Annotated in this window: 20 protein-coding genes; 7 read left to right on the top strand and 13 right to left on the bottom strand. The window is 51.8% G+C overall.

Annotation, left to right across the window (positions count from 1 at the left end; all coding sequences use genetic code 11):
* Positions 1-5 precede the first annotated feature (5 nt).
* The 3 genes from BM231_RS24500 to BM231_RS24490 all read right to left on the bottom strand — a co-directional run bounded on the left by BM231_RS24500 (position 6) and on the right by BM231_RS24490 (position 2,528).
* Positions 6-503 carry a TRAP transporter small permease gene (locus tag BM231_RS24500; protein ID WP_093523748.1) on the bottom strand — a complete coding sequence of 166 codons (498 nt, stop codon included), beginning with the start codon at positions 501-503 and terminating at the stop codon, positions 6-8.
* Positions 504-548: 45 nt separating this feature from the next.
* Positions 549-1,553, bottom strand: coding sequence for a TRAP transporter substrate-binding protein DctP (gene dctP, locus BM231_RS24495; RefSeq protein WP_093523746.1), 1,005 nt, complete (start codon positions 1,551-1,553; stop codon positions 549-551).
* Positions 1,554-1,856: 303 nt separating this feature from the next.
* Complete coding sequence (locus tag BM231_RS24490; RefSeq protein ID WP_093523744.1) at positions 1,857-2,528, bottom strand: TetR/AcrR family transcriptional regulator; 672 nt, start codon at positions 2,526-2,528, stop codon at positions 1,857-1,859.
* A 65-nt stretch (positions 2,529-2,593) separates the two neighbouring features.
* On the opposite strand from BM231_RS24490, the gene BM231_RS24485 reads away from it, so the two are divergent.
* Genes BM231_RS24485 through BM231_RS24470 form a run of 4 tightly spaced genes read left to right on the top strand, consistent with a single transcriptional unit; the run spans position 2,594 to position 6,532 of the window.
* Positions 2,594-3,910, top strand: coding sequence for a flavin-containing monooxygenase (locus BM231_RS24485; protein WP_093523742.1), 1,317 nt, complete (start codon positions 2,594-2,596; stop codon positions 3,908-3,910).
* On the top strand, positions 3,907-4,827 hold the full coding sequence (locus BM231_RS24480) for a bile acid:sodium symporter family protein (protein ID WP_093523740.1): 921 nt from the start codon (positions 3,907-3,909) through the stop codon (positions 4,825-4,827). Before BM231_RS24485 ends, BM231_RS24480 begins: the two co-directional genes overlap by 4 nt.
* On the top strand, positions 4,824-5,762 hold the full coding sequence (locus BM231_RS24475; protein ID WP_093523738.1) for an SDR family oxidoreductase: 939 nt from the start codon (positions 4,824-4,826) through the stop codon (positions 5,760-5,762). Before BM231_RS24480 ends, BM231_RS24475 begins: the two co-directional genes overlap by 4 nt.
* Positions 5,762-6,532: an SDR family NAD(P)-dependent oxidoreductase gene (locus tag BM231_RS24470; RefSeq protein ID WP_093523736.1), complete on the top strand. Its 771-nt coding sequence runs from the start codon at positions 5,762-5,764 to the stop codon at positions 6,530-6,532. Before BM231_RS24475 ends, BM231_RS24470 begins: the two co-directional genes overlap by 1 nt.
* A 13-nt stretch (positions 6,533-6,545) precedes the next feature.
* On the opposite strand, the gene BM231_RS24465 is transcribed toward BM231_RS24470, so the two are convergent.
* The 6 genes from BM231_RS24465 to BM231_RS24440 form a co-directional block, all read right to left on the bottom strand.
* Positions 6,546-7,943 carry a glutamine synthetase family protein gene (locus tag BM231_RS24465; protein WP_093523734.1) on the bottom strand — a complete coding sequence of 466 codons (1,398 nt, stop codon included), beginning with the start codon at positions 7,941-7,943 and terminating at the stop codon, positions 6,546-6,548.
* 34 nt (positions 7,944-7,977) lie between these two features.
* Entirely contained in the window at positions 7,978-8,964 is a 987-nt protein-coding gene (speB, locus tag BM231_RS24460; RefSeq protein ID WP_093523731.1) for an agmatinase, read from the bottom strand.
* A 14-nt stretch (positions 8,965-8,978) separates the two neighbouring features.
* Positions 8,979-9,797, bottom strand: coding sequence for an ABC transporter permease (locus tag BM231_RS24455; RefSeq protein ID WP_063305225.1), 819 nt, complete (start codon positions 9,795-9,797; stop codon positions 8,979-8,981).
* A complete protein-coding gene (locus BM231_RS24450; RefSeq protein WP_208860623.1) occupies positions 9,794-10,750 on the bottom strand; it encodes an ABC transporter permease subunit in 957 nt (318 codons plus the stop codon). Before BM231_RS24450 ends, BM231_RS24455 begins: the two co-directional genes overlap by 4 nt.
* Before the next feature lie 8 nt (positions 10,751-10,758).
* The gene (locus BM231_RS24445) at positions 10,759-11,907 is read right to left on the bottom strand and encodes an ABC transporter ATP-binding protein (protein ID WP_093523729.1); all 1,149 of its coding nucleotides are present in this window, start codon (positions 11,905-11,907) and stop codon (positions 10,759-10,761) included.
* Between the two features lie 90 nt (positions 11,908-11,997).
* Positions 11,998-13,104: a polyamine ABC transporter substrate-binding protein gene (locus BM231_RS24440; protein ID WP_093523727.1), complete on the bottom strand. Its 1,107-nt coding sequence runs from the start codon at positions 13,102-13,104 to the stop codon at positions 11,998-12,000.
* 187 nt (positions 13,105-13,291) lie between these two features.
* Between BM231_RS24440 and BM231_RS24435 the strand changes: the two genes are divergently transcribed.
* The 3 genes from BM231_RS24435 to BM231_RS24425 all read left to right on the top strand — a co-directional run bounded on the left by BM231_RS24435 (position 13,292) and on the right by BM231_RS24425 (position 16,923).
* On the top strand, positions 13,292-13,972 hold the full coding sequence (locus BM231_RS24435) for a GntR family transcriptional regulator (RefSeq protein WP_093523725.1): 681 nt from the start codon (positions 13,292-13,294) through the stop codon (positions 13,970-13,972).
* A 186-nt stretch (positions 13,973-14,158) separates the two neighbouring features.
* Positions 14,159-15,550, top strand: coding sequence for an aspartate aminotransferase family protein (locus BM231_RS24430; protein ID WP_093523723.1), 1,392 nt, complete (start codon positions 14,159-14,161; stop codon positions 15,548-15,550).
* A 23-nt stretch (positions 15,551-15,573) separates the two neighbouring features.
* Positions 15,574-16,923 (top strand): NAD(P)/FAD-dependent oxidoreductase, encoded by a 1,350-nt coding sequence (locus BM231_RS24425; RefSeq protein WP_093523721.1) that lies wholly within the window; start codon positions 15,574-15,576, stop codon positions 16,921-16,923.
* Here the strand turns inward: BM231_RS24425 and BM231_RS24420 are convergent.
* The 4 genes from BM231_RS24420 to BM231_RS24405 all read right to left on the bottom strand — a co-directional run bounded on the left by BM231_RS24420 (position 16,915) and on the right by BM231_RS24405 (position 21,934).
* On the bottom strand, positions 16,915-18,321 hold the full coding sequence (locus tag BM231_RS24420) for a GH1 family beta-glucosidase (RefSeq protein ID WP_093523719.1): 1,407 nt from the start codon (positions 18,319-18,321) through the stop codon (positions 16,915-16,917). The genes BM231_RS24425 and BM231_RS24420 overlap by 9 nt on opposite strands.
* Positions 18,302-19,966 carry an amino acid ABC transporter permease gene (locus BM231_RS24415; protein ID WP_093523717.1) on the bottom strand — a complete coding sequence of 555 codons (1,665 nt, stop codon included), beginning with the start codon at positions 19,964-19,966 and terminating at the stop codon, positions 18,302-18,304. The genes BM231_RS24420 and BM231_RS24415 overlap by 20 nt, the downstream gene beginning before the upstream one ends.
* Positions 19,967-20,089: 123 nt before the next feature.
* Positions 20,090-20,842 (bottom strand): basic amino acid ABC transporter substrate-binding protein, encoded by a 753-nt coding sequence (locus tag BM231_RS24410; protein ID WP_093523715.1) that lies wholly within the window; start codon positions 20,840-20,842, stop codon positions 20,090-20,092.
* Positions 20,843-20,905: 63 nt separating this feature from the next.
* On the bottom strand, positions 20,906-21,934 hold the full coding sequence (locus BM231_RS24405) for a LacI family transcriptional regulator (protein WP_093523713.1): 1,029 nt from the start codon (positions 21,932-21,934) through the stop codon (positions 20,906-20,908).
* Positions 21,935-22,027: the final 93 nt, after the last annotated feature.

The raw sequence follows: 22,027 nt of genomic DNA, 5'->3' as shown, positions 1-22,027 counted from the left end.
AGGTGTTAATGCTGCGCGCTTTCGCCGGAGTAGATATCTCCGCGAATGAGCAACCTGAAGAACTCAAGTGCCATTAATCCGAAGCCTGCAGCGAGGAAGGCGTAGAGGACCCAAGAGGGAATGGCGATTGAACGGATGTCATAGGTGCCGCGTTCCCACATTTGCGTTGTGAGTAGCGTGGCACGCCAGCTTAAGAGCGCGAGAATTGCAACTGAAGTGACGAGCACGATGCGCCCTAAGGCTGTTCTCATGACTGGTGGCAGGAAGTTGGTGAAGGACGTGATTGCGATGTGCCCACCCTGACGCGCCAGCCAGGGAGCTCCGGCCATGGTGGCAAACAGCAGAGCGTATTCAATCAGAGCTGTAGTGGCCTGAATGGGGTGTTGGCCGGTGTTTCGCAGGATCACGTTTATTACGATGGCAAAGGTCATGAAGACGAAAGACAGCGCACCAGTCACCGCAAGGCCTGTGATAAGGCCGGAGTAAAGTTTTGGAAGAGACATGGGTTCTCTCAATAAGGGAGAAAGGGGCAGGTGCCCCTTCCATGTTTAACGCTGGTAGTAGGCTTTCTTCAGCTCGTCATAGAGAGGCGAGTTGCTGGCTTTCATTCGGCTCCAAACGGCCTCATAGGCTTTGTCCAGATAATCATTGGCAGCCTGACCCTCGAGGCGGACAATAGTCATGCCGTCTTCCTGCACCTTGGTGTCGGTTGCTGCGATGATTGCTTGGAAGTTGTCGTAGGATTTCTGTTCATACTCGATCGCTGCATCCTGAAGGATCTTTTGCGCTTCCGGGCTCAGGCTTTCCCATTTGGATGGGCTCATAACGATGGACAGGTCAGTTTGTAAGAAACCGGGATCAACACGGTATTTCAGGAACTTGTCCCATGAGAGATCCTGAATGGCGACAATTGGCCAGCCTGCGCCATCAAACACGCTACGTTCCAGTCCGGTGTAAATATCCGGGACCGGTGCAGAAACTGGAATCGCATCAAGCGCTTCGAAGAAGCTTTTGTAAACAGGAGAGGTGCGCAAGCGCTTGCCTGTCAGGTCGACACTTCCATCCGCTTTCTTTTGCGGTTCTTTGAGCGTGTAAATGTGGAACTTGATACCGGAATCAATATGGGCCATCAGCTTGACGCCGAGCCGGTCCTGGAAGGCCTTCTCCATTAGGGCGAAGCCGCCGTTCTTGCGTCCTTCTGCAGCTGTTATGGTTGATCCGAGCCAGGCATCTGCTTCTGGCATGGAGCCGAGATGGTATCCGGCCGGGCCATAGTGGATGTCTACGATGCCACGCTCAACTGCGGCTACCTGCTGGTTTGATGGGAAGACCTCTGGCCCGCCAATATGCTGGATCTGGACAATGCCTTTTCCGCGTTCGTTGACCAAATCAACGTACCCAAGAAATGATTGGGTGAAAGCAAGTGGTTTTGGAAAGGCTGAGACAGCTTTGAGTATTTCTTCTGCCTGCGCAGAACCGGCAATTAGTATGGATGGCAGTGCTGCTCCCATTATAACAGATGCAAATGCACGCTTTAAAGATTTGAATTTCATAGATCCCTCCCAGATCACGCCACTGCTCCGTCCGTGTGGCGCAGGTGTCTGCGGGCTCCCGTCAATGCTGGATCCAAATGCTCTGTTGAGCTCAGTCTAACGCTGATTTTTCTTTATGAATCTTGAGTGGTTTGCCAGTTTGCAAAATCGCTCTTAATACGTCTTTTTATCTGAAATGCGCTCTGTAACCTATTGCTTGAGCCCTGATAATAGATGGAGGGTACATACAAATACATATATATTCAAGCTTAAAATATTTAAGTTATTGGTGTGTATCTATGCATTTGCAGGTATTTTAGATTTCTAATTGGATAGGGCGTTATGGATGCCGGAGGTTGCATAGTCCACGAGTAATGTTTTCATCTCAGCTATGCCAGAGGTGTGGTCTTCTTCTGCCATCGCATCAACACGCCAGGCTGAGGTGCATAGGGCGATTTGTGAAGAGATGGAGAAGACAAAGGTTGCGGAGACTTTCCTGAGGTCGGCAGTGGGGTAGAGCTTGGCGATTTCTGATAGAAACACTTTTGCTGTTGGATCGAAGCAGGCCTGTGAGATGACGCTCCAGCGTTCTTCTGCAGAGACCATTGCGACCAACCTTGCGTAGGCAAGCCAACCGGGACCGCTGTTCTCAGCCTTGTCCAGATATGGATAGAAGAAACTCTCCAGAATGCCTTTTAGGGTGATGACTTCTTCCGACGCCTTCAGCTGTTCCAGCGCGTCAAGTCTGAGACGGGCAAGTTCTTCGGCACGGCGCTCGACGGTTTTGAAAAACAGGTCCTCTTTGGAGCCGAAATGGTGGTTCACAAGGCCCAACTTTACGTCTGCTTTTTGGGCAATGTCCCTGATGGACGCAGCGTCATAACTGCGAAAGGCAAACAGGTGTTCTGCGGCATCGAGAATCTTTTGCCGCGTCTCCAAAGAGCTTTTTGAGGGAGCTCTTTGTCTTTGTTTTTCCTGCGAAATCTTCTTAATCATAAAAAGAGCTTGCCTTATTTTGTACGACTGTTCAATCTAATTGTAGTTCTGAGGGGGGACGAATAGTGAATATTTCAAAGGGGAGCTATGCCTTAATTGGGGCAGGGCCGATGGGGCTTGCCACGGCCAAGACACTTATTGAACAGGGAATAGAATTTCAGGGTTTTGAGTTGCATGAGGGTGTGGGAGGACTTTGGGATATTGATGGACCGAAGTCGACCATGTACGAGTCTGCGCATCTGATTTCATCCAAGAAGATGACTGAGTTTGCAGATTTTCCGATGGATGATCATATTGCAGAGTATCCCGGTCACCGCGAGCTGAAGACGTATTTTCAGGAGTTTGCTGAAAAGTTTGATTTGAAGCGGCGCTATCGCTTTGGAGCAGAAGTGACTTGCATCGTGCCGCTGGGAGGCGATGGTGAGGGGTGGACGGTTAACTGGAGAGATCAGGACGGAGATCATTCAGCTGAATTTGCCGGGGTGCTGATCGCCAATGGTACGCTTTCTGAACCCAATATGCCAGAGTTTACGGGGGAGTTTTCTGGCGACCTCATTCATTCGTGCCACTACAAGAGTGCGCAGCAGTTTGCTGGCAAGCGGGTGCTGATTGTTGGGGCGGGTAATTCAGGTTGTGACATAGCGGTGGATGCGATCCATCATGGGGTGCAGTGCGATATTTCCATGCGTCGTGGCTATTACTTTGTTCCCAAATATGTTTTTGGGAAACCGGCAGACACGATGGGCGGGGCGGTGAAGTTGCCGCTATGGTTGAAGCGGCGAGTAGATCAAACATTGCTCAAATGGTTTGTTGGTGATCCGCAGGCCTATGGGTTCCCCAAGCCAGATTATGAGCTTTATGAGAGCCATCCCGTGGTGAACTCGCTTATCCTTTATCATGCAGGCCACGGGGATATTGGTATTCGTGCTGACATCAAGGAACTGGATGGGAATACGGTTCGATTTCGTGATGGAGAAGAGGCTGAATATGATCTCATTGTTACGGCGACTGGCTATAAACTGCATTACCCCTTTATCGACAAAGAACTTTTGAACTGGCAGGGCGATGCTCCACATTTGTTTTTGAACTGTATGCATCCAAAGCGGAACGATCTGTTTGTGATGGGTATGATTGAGGCAACCGGTCTTGGTTGGCAGGGGCGTCATGATCAAGCAGAACTGGTTGCGCGTTATCTGAGAGGTCTTAAGGACGGAAGTACTGCAGCTGAGGCAATCAAAGCTGAAAAAGCTGAGGGATTTGAGCGTGAGACAGGGGGGATGAACTACCTCAAGCTGGCGCGGATGGCCTACTACGTGGACAAGCAGAGTTATCGCTCCGCACTGAACAAGCGCACGCAAGCGTTGAAGAGGGAAATGGCATGAGTGACATTGACCTTGTTGTACTCAATTTCAGTTCCGGTTCGCTGACCCTGCTCAATGGTATTCTGGCTGTTGTGATGTTCTCTATCGCGCTGGACCTGTGCCCTGCGGATTTTAAACGACTGACGCTGTCGCCGAAGCCTGTGGTGATTGGGCTGTGCTCTCAGTTTCTGGTCTTGCCAAGCCTTACGTTTCTGCTTGTTCTGATCGTTCAGCCCCGTCCTTCAATTGCTCTGGGGCTTATTCTGGTGGCGGCGTGTCCGGGTGGGAATATCTCGAATTTCATCACTCATCGTGCGGGTGGAAATGCGGCATTATCGGTTTCCATGACGGCCTTTGCCACAGTGGGGGCTATTGTGGCGACGCCTTTTAATATCGCATTTTGGGGCAGTCTTTACGGACCGACACGCGCGATTTTGCAAGAGACGCATATCGATAAACTGTCAGTGGCAATTACTGTTTGCTTTATGTTGGTGTTGCCATTGTTTCTCGGGATCTTGCTCAATCGCCTCAGACCACGGCTGGCAGCCAAAATCAGACAACCGCTGCGTATGGCGTCCATGGGCATTTTCATTGGCTTCATCTTTATCGCGCTGTTCGCCAACTGGTCGTTTTTTCTCGCCTATGTGGGTGCTGTGGCATCTCTCGTGATAATTCATAATGGGTTGGCATTGGCAGCTGGGTATACTTTGGCGACAGTTGCTGGTGTGTCTGCTTATGACCGGCGGGCGATTACGATTGAAACAGGCATTCAGAACTCCGGTCTCGGACTGGTTCTGATTTTCGGTTTCTTTGGTGGACTTGGCGGAATGTCTGTTGTGGCGGCTACCTGGGGGATCTGGCATGCGATCAGCGGGCTGGTGCTTGCCAACTTTATGGCGCGCAAGGCAGTCAAGATTCCAGCGGAGGTAACGTCATGACCAAGCTGCTTATCACAGGGGCTGCAGGTGGTGTCGGACATGCATTTCTTCGGCAATTGGCGGGCTCGGAGCTAGAGGTTGTTGCGACTGATATTCGTGAACCGAGTGATCTCCCAGCTAACGCTCGTTTTAGAACGCTTGATGTGACTACAGACAGGGTATCGGCACTGATTGAAGAGGAGCAGCCCGATGTGATCGTGCATCTGGCTTCCATCGTCACACCATCTGCTGAATCCACGCGAGATATCGAATATCTGGTTGATGTGGTTGGTACTCAGTCCGTGATTGATGCTGCGATTAAGACCGGGGTGAAGCGCCTTGTGGTGACCTCTTCCGGAGCAGCCTATGGGTATCATGCGGACAACCCTGTACCGTTGCGTGAAGATGATCGCATTCGCGGCAATAATGAGTTCGCCTACTCTTATCATAAGCGTCTGGTTGAAGCCGCTTTGGCTCAGGCGCGTGCGGAGGCACCGCAACTGGAACAGGTTGTGCTGCGGGTTGGGACGGTTCTTGGTGCGGGTATGAACAACCAGATCACCGCATTGTTTCATAAACAGGAGCTACTTGGTGTGGCAGGATCAGACAGTGCGTTTGTGTTTATCTGGACGGAGGATCTTGCGCGCATTCTGTTATTGGCTGCGACAGAGGCTCCCGAGGGAATATACAACGTCGCGGGAGATGGAGCGTTGTCGATGCAGCAGCTTGGACAGGTGCTCAATAAGCCTGTCCTTAAGTTGCCGTCCTGGTTGTTGAAACTCGTTTTAGGTGTGGCGAAGCCTCTGCGTCTCTCCCGCTATGGGCCGGAGCAGGTTCGGTTTTTGCAGTACCGTCCGGTTTTGGCCAATGAGAAGTTGAAATCTGTGTTTGGCTATACTCCCGAGAAGACGAGTGCAGAAGTGTTTGAGCACTGGCGGGTATCTGTGGGGCTTTGATGAAAACAGCGGTTATTACAGGCGGTGCTGGTGGTTTAGGGCAGGCACTTGCAACCCGGCTGCAGCGTGAAGGCTGGCATACGGTTTTGCTGGATTTGCCCGGTCCGGGAGTGGATGAGTTGCCACAGAATGAGCAACAGAGCATCTATGCCTGCGATTTGACCGATGGGGGTGCAGTTGAGCAGGTCGCTCAGCAGGTTCTTGCCGAGCACACCAGTATTGATCTGGTGGTCTACAATGCAGGCATTACGCATATTGGATTGTTTGCTGATATGGGCCTTGAGGCGCATCGAAAGGTGCTGGATGTCAATTACTTTGGAGCAGTGCATACGGCGCGGGCGTTTTTGAAAGCAGTGAGGGCATCTAAGGGATGTCATCTGGCAATCTCGTCTGTTGCTGGGTTCTCTCCTTTGATCAAACGGACGGCTTATGCGGCAAGCAAGCATGCGTTGGAAGGCTTTTTTGGCTCGTTGCGGTCTGAAGAGAAATCTTATGGTGTTCATACGTTGATTGCCGCGCCTTCGTTTGTTGCAACCAACGTTGGGCGATCGGAGACGCAAGAGAATGGTTTGGCCCGTCCGGGATCGTCAACAGATGGCGTCGATTATATGAGTGCGGAGCGGGCGGCGGACATCATCTACAAGGCGTATGTGCGTAAGACGGAGATGAAACCGGTTGGCCGTGTTGCCAGTCTGGCGTGGTGGCTCAACCGGTTGTCACCCAAAGCCTATCAGTTGCTGATGGAGCGCAACATCAAGGAGACTTCTTAGTCTTCATGCAATGTCAGACCTTCTTGGCGTAGGTCTGACATTCAAAACCGGTTATGGTGGTTGCAAACACGTCGTACTCAGCTTTCCGGCTGATGCCGTACAGGTGATGAAACTCTGCTGTACTCATCTGCTTTGCTGTTTCGCTTTGCGACCATCTCTGAATTGCGACCTCCCAGTTTCCTGTCAAATGATCATACTGGGTGAGGTCCGCTTCCGGTGTGATCGGAATGCCAGGGTTGCTCTGGTTTTCCAATCCTTGATGAATGCCTTCAAGGATAGCGGAGACGACCAGATACGGGTTGGCATCAGCGCCAGAGACGCGATGCTCCAGCCTTGCGCCTTTGCCATGTGTGGCTGGTACGCGAATCGCTGCAGCGCGATGATCATAACCCCAACAACAAGTGATTGGGGCATAAGAGCCCGGCTGCAGGCGGCGGTAGGAATTGGCATGTGGGGCAAACAGAACTTGCATGTCCAGCATGGTGTCCAACAGGCCACCTATAGCATTGCTCAAGGTTGGGTTTGCTTCTTCGGCGGTGCCGCTGAAAACATTGGTACCTTCTGCATCGAGCAAGCTGGTGTGAACGTGGAAGCCGCTGCCGGTTTCTTCTGCGTAGGGTTTTGACATGAACGTGACATCCATGCCGTGTTTGCGGGCAATATGGCGGACTACGCGTTTGAACAACAAGCAATGATCGGCTGCTTCGACGGCGCTGGGCACGTGCAGCAGATTGATCTCAAATTGGCCGTGACCGAACTCGGAGATGGTGGTGTCCGCAGGGATATCCTGAATTTTGCAGGCTTGGTTGATCTCCATGAGGATCGGTTCGAACTGAGCCATGATGTCCAGATCATAGATCTGTGAGGCCTCGAGGCGTTGATTGGTACCGGGGATGTAGGGAGGGAGTGGCAAGCCGGTTGGGCCGGACTCAATGTCGATAAAATAGAATTCCAGCTCTGTGGCGACAACAGGTGTCAGGCCTTTACTTTGAAACTTCTTTTCAACGGTTTCAAGAACATACCTTGGGTCCAGCGGGTTTGGTTTCTGATCTTCAATTTCGAAGAGGGTGACAAGGATTTGTGCTGTTGGCACCTTAGCCCACGGCACAGGCTTCAGTGTTCCTGGAGCTGGGATGCAGATGCCATCAGGGTCCCCGCGTTCAATAGCAAGGCCGGTTGCTGGGACATCAATGCCCCAGACGTCCAGTGCGACCGTAGACAGCGGCAACCGGACACCGCCTTCCGCCAGTTTGTGCAGCATTTCTGCCGGAAGCCATTTGCCTCGGAGCGGGCCACAAAAGCCAGCATAGAGGACCTCGATCTTTTCGAGGTCGGGATGTTGTTTCAGGAAGGCGTCGGCTTCAAGTCGAAACTGTTCCAATTGCGGCTGTACTGCTGTCAGGGTGGGCATGCGAACTCTTCTGGTCGTGATCTGATGTGTTGTTTTATCTGGTGTTCTGATTGAACTGGCTGGCATAGATGCAAAGTAAATCCAAAGCTAAAGTGGCTCCGGCCAGCGCTGTAATTTCTGCGTGGTCGTAGGCAGGTGCGACCTCTACAAGGTCCATGCCTTTCAGGTTTATGCCAGCGAGACCACGCAGGATCTCACGTGTCTCTCCGGTATTCAGGCCGCCAACTACAGGTGTTCCTGTTCCCGGTGCAAAAGCAGGGTCGAGGCAATCGATGTCGAAGCTGATGTAGCTGGCACTTTTTCCAACCACGTTGTGAATGCGTTCAATCGTTGCCTCTGCCCCGTTATTACGGACCCAGTCCGCCGTAATTGTGGTGAGGCCCTGTGTGTTCTCGTTGTTGGTTCTGATACCAACTTGTATCGATGTCTGTGGGTTGATGAGACTATCTTTTACCGCTCTATAGAACATGGTGCCATGGTCAATACGGTTGGAGTTGTCTGTCCATGTGTCGCTGTGTGCATCAAACTGGATGAGGGAGAGTGGCCCGTGTTTTTGGGCGTGCGCTTTGAGCATAGGGTAAGTGCAGAAATGATCTCCACCGAGCATGAGTGTTGCTGTACCCGCGTCCAGAATGGCAGAGGCCTGCTGCTCCAGCTCGTCTGGGACGCTCATGGGGTAACCGGGATCGAAGATGAAGTCACCATAATCTGCGACTGCCAAACGGTCGAACGGGTCAAATGACCAACCCCATGCGTGGTCCCAAGCCAGAATGGAGGAGGCTTGTCTGATGGCTCTTGGGCCGAAGCGGCAACCCGGCCTGTTGCTGACTGAGGTGTCAAAGGGGATGCCACAGACGGCGACATCTATCCCTTTAAGGTCCTTGGTGAATTTGCGGCGCATAAAGCTGAGTGCTCCAGCATAGCTGGATTCAGCTATGGTCCCGTAAGGGGTGGAGCGAGTGTAGGCCAGATCACCTTGCGAGTATTCATCCAGCGAGGATGGGTGTTTTGTATCAGACACGTGTACTTCCTCGATCAGATTGAGCTTATCGCCAGTCGTTCTTCTTTCATGCGCTTGACCTGTGCCTGTTTTGTGACCAGCGAAGCGGTGACCACGCCAACGGCAACAACAGCGATGAGAATGGATGACAGGGCATTGATTTCAGGTGAAACGCCAACGCGGACCTGAGAATAGATCTTCATGGGCAGGGTGGTGGCGCCGGGGCCAGAAGCAAAGGAAGCAATGACCAGATCATCCAGCGAGAGTGTGAAGGCCAGCAGCCATGCTGCCAAAATTGCGGGAAAGATGATGGGCAGCGTTACCTGCATGAAGGCGGAAAAACGAGTGCATCCAAGATCAAGCGCAGCTTCTTCCAAACTGCGCTCAAAGGTCACCAAGCGGGCAGAGACGACAACGGCGGCGTAGCACATAGAGAACGTGATATGCGCCAGTGTGACTGTCCAGAAGCCTCGGGTGAAATCCAGTGAGACGAATAGCAAGAGTAGTGATAGCCCCGTGATGACCTCAGGCATGACCATTGGCGCGTAGATCATGCCAGTGAAAAGCGTTTTGCCATGGAATGGGCCGGCGCGATTGAGCACAAGTGCGGCCATGGTGCCGAGCACTGTCGCGACAGATGCAGAGATGAAGCCGACCCGGAGTGTCACCCATGCGGCATTGATGAAACTCTCATTGAAGAAGACTGATTGATACCACTTGGTGGAGAAACCAGCCCAAACGGTGACCAACCTAGATTCATTAAAGGAGTAGATCATCAGCAGGATGATCGGCAGGTAGAGGAATGCAAAGCCGAGTGTGAGCGTTGTTGTGTTGAACCAGTTGAAGCGGGTCATTGACTGGCCTCCGCTTGCTTCTCCTGCTGTTTCTGGAACAAGATGATGGGTAGGATCAGCATGAGCAGCAGCAGAATTGCGACTGCAGATGCGACTGGCCAGTCTCTGTTAGAGAAGAACTCCACCCAGAGCGTTTTGCCGATCATAATGGTACTGGACCCGCCCAGAATGTCTGGAATGACAAACTCACCGACAGCAGGGATAAAGACAAGGAAGCAGCCTGCCCAAACACCCGGTAGTGACAGTGGTAGGGTAATGACCCAAAATGCTTTCAGGGGCGAACATCCCAGATCCGTTGCTGCTTCCAACAGCGAAATATCGAGTTTTTCCAGAACTGCGTAGAGTGGCAGGACCATGAAAGGCAGGTAGGAATAGACGATGCCGATGTAGATGGCAGTGTCGGTGTTGAGGATCATCAAGGGTTCATCAATGACGCCTGTCCAGAGCAGGAAGTAGTTGAGGAAGCCTTCTTTTTTTAGGATGCCAATCCATGCATAAACGCGGATGAGAAAGCTGGTCCAGAAGGGCAGGATTACCAGCATCAGGAGGGTTGCTCGCCACTCTTTCGGGGCTTTGGCCATAGCATAGGCAATGGGGTAGCCAATTACCAGAGTGAGCAGAGTTGAGATGGAGGCGATCCTGAGGCTGCTCAGATATGAGTTGAGGTAGAGTGTATCTTCCGTTAGCCAGACATAGTTTTCCAGATCAAACGCCTGAAGCATGGCGAGCAGACCTTGCCAACCCTCTGAGATGTCGAAGTTTGGAAAATATGGCGGGCGGGCCAGTATGACGTCTGACAAGGAGATCTTCAGCACGATTACAAAAGGTGCGAGGAAGAAGATCAGCAGCCAGATGTATGGGATCGCTATGAGCAATCTGCGCCCCCAGCCAGAACTTAGGCCGGATGTTTCCTGTATTTCTTCTGAAGGGGAGGTAATGTCTGCAACTGCCATTGATTACCTCACGCTTCCAGAAAGACGCCAGCGCCTTTCTCCCAGTAGACGTAAACATTGTCTTCCCACGTGATTGAGCGGTCGGCGAGATGCTCCCTGTTGGAGACCTGTGCTTTCAAAATGGCGCCATTTGAGGCTTTGACATGATACGTTGAGATGTTGCCAGTGTAACCGATGTCCCAGACTTCACCTTGAATGCAGTTATCGACGTTCTCTGGCTTTTCTTTAGAGATGCGGAGTTTTTCAGGGCGAACTGCGAGCCAGGCGGTCGTTCCGGTTTGAGGGCGAAGTTTGGTTGAGATCGCCAAAGGAGTTTCACCTTCAGCCCATGCTAAGCTCACCGTTTCGCCAGTGGTAACGTCAATCTGGCCTTCAATGATGTTAACGTCGCCGAGGAAATCAGCAGAATAGCGGGAGTTAGGATACTCGTAGATTTCAGCTGGAGTTGCGACCTGAACGATTTTGCCGTGGTCCATCACGGCGATGCGGCTCGCCACTGTCATGGCTTCTTCCTGATCGTGAGTGACGATGACGAAGGTGAGGCCGAGCTGCTCCTGAATGTTCATCAGCTCAAACTGGGTTTGCTCGCGCAGCTTCCTGTCCAGCGCACCAAGCGGCTCGTCAAGCAGCAGGAGCTTGGGCTTCTTGGCGAGGGAACGGGCAAGGGCCACGCGTTGTTTTTGGCCGCCGGAGAGTTGGTGTGGCTTGCGCTTGGCGAAAGGTTCCAGCTGGACCAGTGACAGCATTTCTTCAACACGTCGCCGGATCTCGGTCTTGGGTGTCTTTTCTTGTTTGAGGCCGAAGCCGATGTTCTGTTCCACTGTCATATGCGGAAAGAGGGCGTAGGACTGGAACATCATGTTGACGGGCCGCTTGTGCGGCGGAGCTTTTTGTAAGTTGCTCTGGCCGAGCATGATGTTGCCAGCTGTGGGATACTCAAAGCCTGCCAGCATGCGCATCATAGTCGTCTTACCGCAACCGGACGGGCCGAGAAGGGCGAAGAATTCGCGCTCATAGATGTTGAGGGTTAGGTCCTCAATGGCAGTGAAATCGCCAAATTTCTTTGTGACGCTTTCAAAGCGTACCAAAGGCTCCTGAGCTGGATCTTCCCAAGGTGCGAATTTGCAGACTGGCTGAGTGCTTACCAGAGTTTCCATCGTGGCCCGCTCTACCCTCTGTTGTTGTCCTGCTTCCAAGGAAACATGGGAGGCGCGCGGACAATTTGAGTTGCCCGCTGCTGCCGATGATTATTGGCCTGACTTCACAGCGGTCCAGGCACGGGTCACAATCCGCTGAATTTTTGGCGCATAAGGCGTTGTGACGTATAGTTTTTCCATGGTTGCCTCGTCAGGGTACACGGCGGGATCTTCCAGCACTTCTTGATCCAGGTGCTCGTGGGAGGCTTTGTTGCCGTTGGCATAGACCACGTAGTTAGAGGCTTTTGCGATGACCTCCGGGCGCATGATGTAATCCAGGAACATATGCGCTTCCTTGGAGTTGGCTGCATCTGTCGGGATTGCCATCTGGTCAAACCACATCAACGCACCTTCCTTTGGAATGATGTAGTTGATGGTGACACCGTTGTCGGCCTCTGCTGCTCTGTCTCGCGCCTGAAAGACGTCGCCAGACCAGCCGATGGCTAAGCAGATGTCACCGTTCGCGAGTGCGTTGATGTATTCGGAGCTGTGAAACTTCTGAACGTATGGGCGGATGGTTTGGAGGAGTGCTGCAGCTTTCTCAATATCAGCCTTGTTGTGGCTGTCAGGGTCTAGTCCGAGGTGGTTGAGTGCGGCGGGGATGAGCTCTGTTGGAGCGTCCAGCATGTGGATGCCACAGTCCTGAAACTTGGAGAGGATTTCGGGATTGAAGATGATTTCCCAACTGTCGACCGGTTTGCCATCCAAGCGTTTTGCGGCGGCCTCTACATTGTACCCGATGCCGGTGGTACCCCATAGGTAGTTTATGGAATAAGCATTGCCCGGGTCATAGATAGAAGTCCTGTCGGAGACGAGCGACCACATGTTTTTCAGGTTCGGGAGAGCTTCTTTGTCCAGCTTCTGGAAGACGCCAGCTTGAATTTGCCGGGAGAGGAAGCTGCCTGTTGGAACGACGATGTCGTAACCGGTGGTGCCTGCGAGCAGTTTGGTTTCCAGGACCTCATTTGAATCGAAAACGTCGTAATTGACTTTGATGCCGGTCTCGTCTTCGAAATCTTTCAGAACGCTTTCGTCGATGTAATCAGACCAGTTGTAAACGTTGACAGTACCTTCTGCGTGCGCTGCGCTGGCTGCAAATGCAACCATCATTGCGGTTGCCATTGTGCCCGTCAGTCTGGACTTGAAGTTTGAACTCATTTCATCTTCCCCCCTCAAATTCTTGCACAGCATTGGTGCTGGCTTGTCTGGATCTGGCTGTCTCCGTTGTTCTTAATTGTGTGCCTGTTTTGAAAGATGACCACAGAATTCTCAGCTAAGCAATAGTTTGTGATCAAATTATCTTTGCAGCTGGTTCGGGTGCTTCTATAGTTCCTTCATGAGTAAGATGACTTTTAAAAGCGCTGTTCTCCCTGATGTCGGGATCCCTGTTCATGAGCAAGTTTACCGGCAATTGAGAGAACGGATCCTGTTTGGTGGCTTTCTCCCGGGCAAGGCTGTGACCCTGCGCGGGTTAGCTGACGAACTGGGTGTGAGTGCTATGCCTGTTCGTGAGGCTGTGCGACGTCTCATTGCAGAAAATGCATTGGAATTACACGGCAATAGACGAGTTTCTATTCCGGATGTCTGTATTGATATAATCGATGAAATTTGGTCTGCGCGGCGACTTCTGGAAGTTGAACTGGCATCCAAAGCTCTGGATAATTTGGAAGAGGAAGATATTCTGGTTCTCCAGGACATTGATGATCAGATTGATGTTGCTCTGGAAACTGGCGATGTGGAAGGGTACATGCGCGGAAACTATGAGTTTCATTTTTACCTTTACTCAAAAAGCCATTCCGAAATTCTTATCAAACTTGTCAAAAATCTATGGGTTCAGTTTGGTCCATTTATGCGTCTTGTCTATGGGCGGTCTGGTACTGCGAATCTGGAGGACCAGCATAAACAGGCTTTGGAAGCACTAAAATCGCGTGATCAAAACGCTCTGAATGACGCCTTGGAAGCGGATATCGCACAGGGAATGGGTTTTATCAGAGAGTCCCTCAGTCTTGTGGGAAAAGCACGATGATCTGCTGTTTCGTCTGTTGAGTTCACAAAGTTGAAGGCACAGATAGGGTAGACTGAAAGCAAAGGCAGGCAGTGTTGTCATTGAAGTAAAGATTGACTCTCCTACATTTGTGATCACAAAATAATAGGGAGTTTACTTCTATTGCCCGGTTTGCAGGGCGTGCCTCTTTTCGGAAGGACTGACCCCATGGACTATATCGCTAATCTTCCGCCCACTCATGTTTTGCAAGAAAAAGATGCCGCTCATCATCTGCATCCATTTACAGATACCAAGTCCCTGAATGCTAAAGGGACGCGCGTTATCACGCGGGCTGATGGTGTTTATCTTTGGGATTCTGAGGGCAACAAGATTCTGGATGGTATGGCCGGGCTTTGGTGCGTGAACGTGGGGTATGGCCGTCAAGAGATTATCGATGCGGTTCACCGGCAGATGCAACAACTACCCTATTACAATACGTTTTTTCAGAGTTCTCATCCGCCTGCGATTGCTCTTGCTGAAAGGATCTCCAGTCTGGCACCAGATCATCTGGACCATGTGTTCTTTGCAGGCTCGGGCTCTGAAGCCAATGACACCGTGGTGCGGATGGTGCGCCATTACTGGGCTAGTGAAGGCAAGCCGACCAAGAAGACGATCATCTCACGTCACAATGCTTATCACGGCTCCACTATGGCCGGTGCGAGCCTGGGCGGTATGAGTGCTATGCATGCGCAGGGCGGTCTACCTATTCCTGACATCACCCATATCAACCAACCTTATTGGTATGGTGAAGGCGGAGATATGGACCCTGCCGCGTTTGGACTGATGCGTGCACGTGAGCTTGAAGCTGAGATTGACCGGCTTGGAGAAGACAATGTAGCGGCCTTTATCGGGGAGCCTATTCAGGGTGCGGGTGGTGTCGTCATTCCGCCGGAAACATATTGGCCCGAGATCCAGCGTATCTGCCGTGAACGCAACATCCTGCTGATTGCAGATGAAGTGATTTGCGGGTTTGGGCGTACGGGTAACTGGTTTGGGTCACAGACTTTCAACTTCAAACCGGATCTGATGCCGATTGCCAAGGGGCTTTCCTCAGGTTATCTGCCGATTGGTGCGGTTGTGGTGAGTGAGAAGGTTGCCAAGGGCTTTATTGAGCATGGCGGCGAATTTTATCATGGTTTCACTTACTCGGCACATCCGGCAGCTTGTGCAGCAGCACTTGCGAACCTTGATATTATTGAGAATGAGCGACTGCCGGAAAAAGTGGCGAATGATACAGGGCCGTATCTAGCTGAGAAATGGAAGACTCTTGGCGAGCATCCGTTGGTTGGTGAGGCGCGTATCTGCGGGCTGGTTGGTGCTTTGGAACTTTCGCCTGATAAGGCACGCCGTGCTCGTTTTGAAGCTGAAAAAGGCACTGTTGGAACGATCTGCCGAGATCATTGCTTTGAGAGTGGTTTGGTGATGCGCCATGTTGGTGACAGCATGATCATCTCACCGCCACTTGTGATCTCGCGCAGTGAAGTTGATGAGTTGATTGAGAAGGCGCATCGTGCATTGGACCTGACGGCTGCTGATGCAACTGCTCAAGGCATCAAATAGGATTTGAGGAGGCTCAGGCTCGGTTGAGTTTACACCATATATTTCAAGAGGATGCATATGGAGATCAACCGGTTGCTGAGAATTTCTGGCACCGCTCGTTCTCTAAGCAAGCTCTTGGTGAGGTGCTTTCGGATGAACAGTCCTGTGAAGTGGCTGTTGTTGGAGGTGGATACACAGGGCTGTCTGCTGCGTTGAAGCTTGCTCAGCAGGGTGTCGATGTTGTGGTTCTGGATGCTCAACATATCGGGTGGGGTGCTTCTGGTCGCAATGGTGGCTTCTGCTGTCTGGGCGGGACGATTGCGGATGATGCTGACTTGATTGATCGCTATGGGGAAGCGGATGCACGGCGGTATTTTTATGCAGAGCGTGCCGCCATTGATCTGGTTGCTGAGCTGTTGGAACAGAATTCGATTGATGCCGATGTTGTTTCCAAAGGCGAAACGGTTCTTGCACACAAAGCTCGGCGTGTTGATCAGCTGAAAGATACGGCTGCGGACATACAAAAGCGCTATGGGATCAGCTGCAGCTTTCATGACAAAGATGAACTTGCAGAGCTTGGGATGACGGCTTCAGGGCTTGCATCTGGGCTGACAATTCCGATCGGGTTTGCGCTGCACCCTTACAAATATGCGCGTGGTCTTGCGGAGGTTGTGAAGGCGCAAGGCGGTCGGTTTTATGAACAGACCACAGTGCTTGGTATTACTTCTGCTGCTGATGGGCAGTATGTTCTAAAGGCAAGAGCAGGCCAGTTGCGTGCGCAAAAAGTGCTTCTGGCGACCAATGGCTATTCCTCCGAAAATATGCCGGAGTGGATGGCTGGAAAATATCTTCCAGTACAATCTAACATACTGATGTCGCGTGTTCTTTCTGATGAAGAGCTGAAGCGTCAAGGTTGGTTCTCCAATCAGATGGCTTATGACACCCGGACCTTGCTGCACTACTTCCGCTTGCTCCCAGACAATCGGATGTTATTTGGTATGCGGGGAAGTGTGAGTGCTACGTCACATGCACGAGAGCGTATGCGGGCAGTTGCGCGGCGTGACTTTGAACGGATGTTCCCTGAATGGGCAAAAGTGGAAACGCCAGACTTCTGGTCTGGTCTTGCCTGTCTGACCCATAAGTTTGTGCCATTTGCAGGCCAAGTCCCCAATACGCAAGGGATTTACGCTGCCTTTGGCTATCACGGTAATGGCGTTGCTATGGCGACTTATGCCGGACAACTGGTGGCCGCTGAGATCCTGGGGGAGGCGACAAAACTGCCATATCCGAACTTTATGAAGGTGGCGCCGACAGAGTTCCCTTTTAGGACTATGCGCCGTCACCTTCTTGCTCTCAGTTACACCTGGTTTGAGTTGAAGGACAGATTATTCTGAGGCTTCTCGCATCTCACTCTGCAGTTGATCGGCGACCATGGAGTAAAGCCTGCCGCTCTGCTTGATGGTGCGTTCTTGGGTTTCAAAATCAACGTGGATCAGGCCGAAGCGCGGTAGATACCCTTCTGCCCATTCGAAGTTGTCCATGAGTGTCCAACAGAAATACCCTTTTAACGGTATTCCATCTTCAATCGCTCTGGCTGCCTGCTTCAGATGGGACAGAACGTAGGTGCTGCGGTCGCAATCCTGAATGCTTCCATCTGTTTCCAAAGTGTCGGAGAAGGCTGCTCCGTTTTCGGTTATGAAGAGCTGTTTGGGAGCATAGTTGGTGTTTACATACTGCAGAATGTCATAGAGGCACTCAGGATGAACTTCCCAGCCCATTTGGGTGTATTTGCCTTCTGGTAGATGGCGCTCGAAGTTGACTGGTGCGAACTCGGTTCCATCCTTGATAATTGATCTGCGGTAGATGTTGATGCCGAGGTAATCCAGAGGCTGCGCAATTTCGTGAAGGTCTGTCTCCTCAATGTAAGGAAGAACAGTCTTGTAGGTCTCAAGCATGTCAGCTGGATATTGACCGTTAAAGATGGCATCCAAATACCAGCGGTTCTGACAGCCTTCAAAACGTCGAGCTGCTTCAAGATCTGCAATGGTATCGCTGGCTGGGGTGACTGGGTTCAAATCCAGAACAATGCCGATTTGGGCGTCAGGTACGTTCCTTCGGATGATTGGAACGGCTCTACCATGGGCGAGGAGGGCGTGGTGACTTGCCGCGAGAGCTGCTTTTGCACCGCCGCCGAAGCCTGGAGCGTCCTCTTTTAATCCATAGCCCCACCAAGTGAAGGTGAAGAGCTCGTTGAAGGTGGTCCAGTGTTTGATTTTGCTACCTAATCGCTGCGTGGTGATATCGACGTAATTGATATAGTCGTCGACCAGTCCTCTACGCAGCCAGCCGTTGCCTTCTTCTTGTAGGGTAAGAGGTAAATCCCAGTGATAGAGCGTTGCGTATGGTGTGATTCCTGCTTTGAACAGCAAGTCAGTCAGACGCTCATAGAAGGCCACTCCCTCTTCATTGATTGGGCCACGGCCATTGGGGAGGATGCGCGACCAGCAGATGGAAAAACGGTAGGCCGTGAGACCCAGCTCTTTCATCAAAGCGACGTCTTCTTCCAACCGATGATAGTGATCACAGGCTATGTCGCCGTTGGTGCCGTCTGCGATGTTACCGGGGATGCGGGTGAAATGATCCCATACACTTGGACTGCGACCGCCTTCGTTGACAGCACCTTCAATTTGGTAGGATGCGGTGGCGGCTCCTAGAACCATGTTTCTTGGGAACTTGATAGAGTTTGCCAGCTGTTGGAGATGCTGCAGTTTACTAGTGTGATTTGCGCTCATAACGTCTCTCAATTGATTTGATTATGCTGGCAGCGCCCAGAGTGAGGACGACATAAAGAATTGCAGCGGAGTTGAATGGGGCAAATGGCAGGAAGCTACTCGCCTGAAACTCTCTCATACGCTGTGTAACGTCGCGAACAGAGAGGATCGACAACAAAGAGGTATCCTTCAGCATGGCGATGAACTCATTACCAAGTGGCGGGATCACAATGGATAAGGCTTGCGGGAGCACGACAAAGCGAGCGACTTTCCAGCGGCTTAAGCCCAGACTTCTTGCAGCTTCGATTTGCCCTTTGGGGACAGCTAGAATGCCTGCGCGGAAAATCTCGGCCATATAGGCGGAGTAGCCGATGGAAATGGCAACGATGCCGCGGGTCATGTTGGACAGATTGATCATGCCATCCGATGCGCTTTTGAGGGCTCCGCTGAGAGGCAGACCCACGTAAAGGATGATCACCAACATTGGGATGCCGCGGACGGTGTCTATGAAGAACTCTGCCGCAATGGCGAGTGGATGTTCGTTGCGGAAAACAGAGCAGATCACCAATAATGTCGTGAAGAAGCCAAGTACACCAAATGTGATCGCCGGATACTTGCTCTCATCCGGCAAGAAGGATGTCTGCCAGAGGAGATTTGCATTTCTTGGAACGGCTTCAGTTGGAATGAATGCTGCTGATACACGTTTGTTCTTTTCAACGGTGAGCAGTGCATGGCTTGGGTCCTTCACACTGCGGATGTCAATGCTGGTGTGGCCAGCACCGTCATATTCGCCAAAGCGGATCTGGTCGGTGATTGACTGCGGGGTGCCTTTGATGATGGCGACGCGGCCTTCCAAGGTTCCGATCAAGCTGTAGGAGTGCTGCAGTTGCATGGCGAAAAAAGTACAGAGACCGAAGAAGATGAGAGCGGCAACGGCGTAGAAGAGGTTGGTATGCTTCTTCTTCTCCAGACTTTGCAGACCTGCCCAGATGAGACCTAAGACCATTGAAGCAAAGTAGGCGAAGAATGCTGCGCGCAGGGTGACCATCAAACCGGCAGCGAACCCAGCGTGGGCGACAAAGAGAATGTAAAAAGCACCGAGCAAGTTGGTCAGGAGTAGCAGGGCCAGCGTGTATCTGCTTATGGAAACAAAAGCTTGCTTTGATTTGCTGAGGTAATGAAACAGTAGGATGCCAAGTGAAGCAATCAGGTAAATGAAGGCGGTTTTGGAGAAAATGCCAAGCACTAAGTTTTGAGCTTCTGGTGTGAGTTGGCGTGGTCTGACGGCTTTTTGAATGAGGTCGGATGAGTAAGGATCAACACTGTTGGCGACGATGGAGTCTACGAAGATGGAAAGGTCTACGGCATTGGTAGCGATCAGTGCCAGGAGCGTAAAGTAGACTATGAGGGCTGCATGCTGGCCGAGTTGGCTGGCTTTGCTTTTCTCTGAATTTTTCAGCAGAGAGTAGGCCAGCCAGAAGCCTGCGCAGAAGACGGCTAGTGCGCAGAGGAAGCTTGCGAACAGCGTGCTGGCGTTCTCTCCGATGCCGACAATTGCGAAGATTGAGCGCTTGTAGTTGTTGGTTGAGACAAACAGATAGATGATGAAGGGCATTGCAGCAATGAGGATGACATTACTGGGCCGCAGTGTTCTTAAGACATTCACAGGATTCCTCCACTCACATCAATGGCTTGATGCGTTCCGTGGATCGCTTCGAAAGACTGGGAGAGCGGGCTGCTCACTTTGCACAGACCCGCTCGGAGGTTTAGGCATGTTGCCTAAAGGAGATTAGTTCTCAACGCCCCAGTATTTGGCGGTGAGGGCATCCCATGTGCCGTCTGCTTTGATTTGTTCGAGACCTTCGTTGAAGGCGTCAACCATTGGTGAGCCTTTCTGGAAAACGATGCCAAGTGGGTCGGACTCCAGTCCTTTGATCGCGGCTGTCAGTTCGCCTGCAAATTCCTGCTCGTAGGCATGAGCGGAGGTGCCATCGATGATCACGCCGTCTACATCAGCGTTCTGAAGGGCGAGGATGGCGGCTGCGAATGTGTCGTAAAGGCGTGTGTTGTCACGTGTAACGAGTTTTTCAGCCAGCTGAGCGTTGGTGGTTCCGGTCTGTGCGGCCAGCGTTTTACCACCGCTTTGGAATGCTTCAAGAGAGGTGCCTTCGTCTTCTACGCGCAGCAGGATTGCTTGGCTAACGATCAGGTAAGGCTCTGAAAAGTCCATTGTTTTCTTGCGTTCTCCGGTGATGGAGACGCCTGAGACAACTACATCAAACTCACCTTGAACCAGAGCAGCGAAGATGCCGTCCCAGGCGGTCGTCACGAACTCGGCCTTGCAGTTAATTTTTGCGCAGATGGCGTCCATGATGTCTACGTCAAAACCAACGATTTCGCCGGTTGTCTCATCAACAGTTTCCATTGGAGGGTAGGTTGTGTCTGAGCCTACTTTGAGAACTTTCCCTTCCAGATCAGCGGCTTGTGCGCCTGCAATCATCATGGTTCCAAATACTGTCGCGGCAATAAATTCACGTAACATATTATGCTCTCCTCATAATGTTGTTTGGCTCAGCCAGAGCGCTGGGCCGCGTGTGCCTGAAGTCTATGGTTTCAGGCGGTCGTCCTGCCGTTCGATCAGTTGTGGCATGACCATTCTTTGGAGGTCTTGTGCCGGTTCTCCCTCTATGCGGCGAATGATGAACTCGCCGAGAGCCTTGCTGGTTTCTTCAATGGGCAGGAAATATGTCGTGATTGGTGGGGTGAAGTATGCACTGACGTTGATGTCGTCGGTGGCGTTCACAATCGCATCCTTGCCGAACTTTATGCCCAGTTCGTAAAAGGCGGAGAGCACGCCGAGTGCGCTTGCTTCGTTGGCGCAAATATAGGCGGTTGGTTTTTTGTCGTTATTATACAAAGCTTTAACAGTCGCCTTGCCAAACTCTGGTGTGAGCGGGCCTGTTGCGATGAATTCTGCTTGGACTTCTATCCCCGCATCTTGCAGGGCGCGGATGTATCCGCGTTGGCGTTGTTTGGAGTACATCAGCTCGTCTGGTGGGTTGATGGAGACGATGTTTGTGTGACCGAGCTGGATGAGGCGGGTGGTGGCTTTTTGGGACATTTCCTGCGAGTTCGCATCCACATAGGAGTAGGGGGTGAAGTGCTCGCTCATGCCGTAGGTGACGAATGGAAAGTCCTTTTCCAGCATATAGCTGATGCGGGCGTCATCTGGGCGGGTGCCTGAAATGATGATGCCATCGGCTAAACGCTGTTCCACGATATTGCGGATTTCCTGAAAGCTGCTGTCAAAATCATCAACCGGATAGATTGCCGCTCGGTACATAGTGCCGCGCAAGGATCCCATTATACCATTGAGAATGTTGGTGTATTCGACGCCTTCCCATTCATGGCTGCCGGTGGTGGGGGTGGTCATGACGACGGCGACAGAGTAGGTGCGACCGGTGCGCAGGCGGAGGCCGTCGAGATTGCGGACGTAGCCAATTTCCTCGGCGATTTGGCGAACGCGCTGCTTGGTCTTGTCCTTAACTGAAGAGCAATCCTTCAAAGCTCTTGAGACAGTGCCAACTGAGAGTTCGGCTTTTTGAGCGATGGTTTTGATTGTTGCGCGTGCCACTTTTTGAAATCCGACAGATTGCGCTCTTCCAGACTCAGAAAAGCAATAATTGAAACGTTTGTATTTTAGGAATCAAAATTTTGATCTGTCAAT

It is taken from the genome of Pseudovibrio ascidiaceicola (genome assembly GCF_900114245.1).
Classification (GTDB): Bacteria; Pseudomonadota; Alphaproteobacteria; order Rhizobiales; family Stappiaceae; genus Pseudovibrio; species Pseudovibrio ascidiaceicola.
Note: the sequence above shows the minus strand (reverse complement) of the source record. Positions and strands in the feature narration are given on the sequence as shown.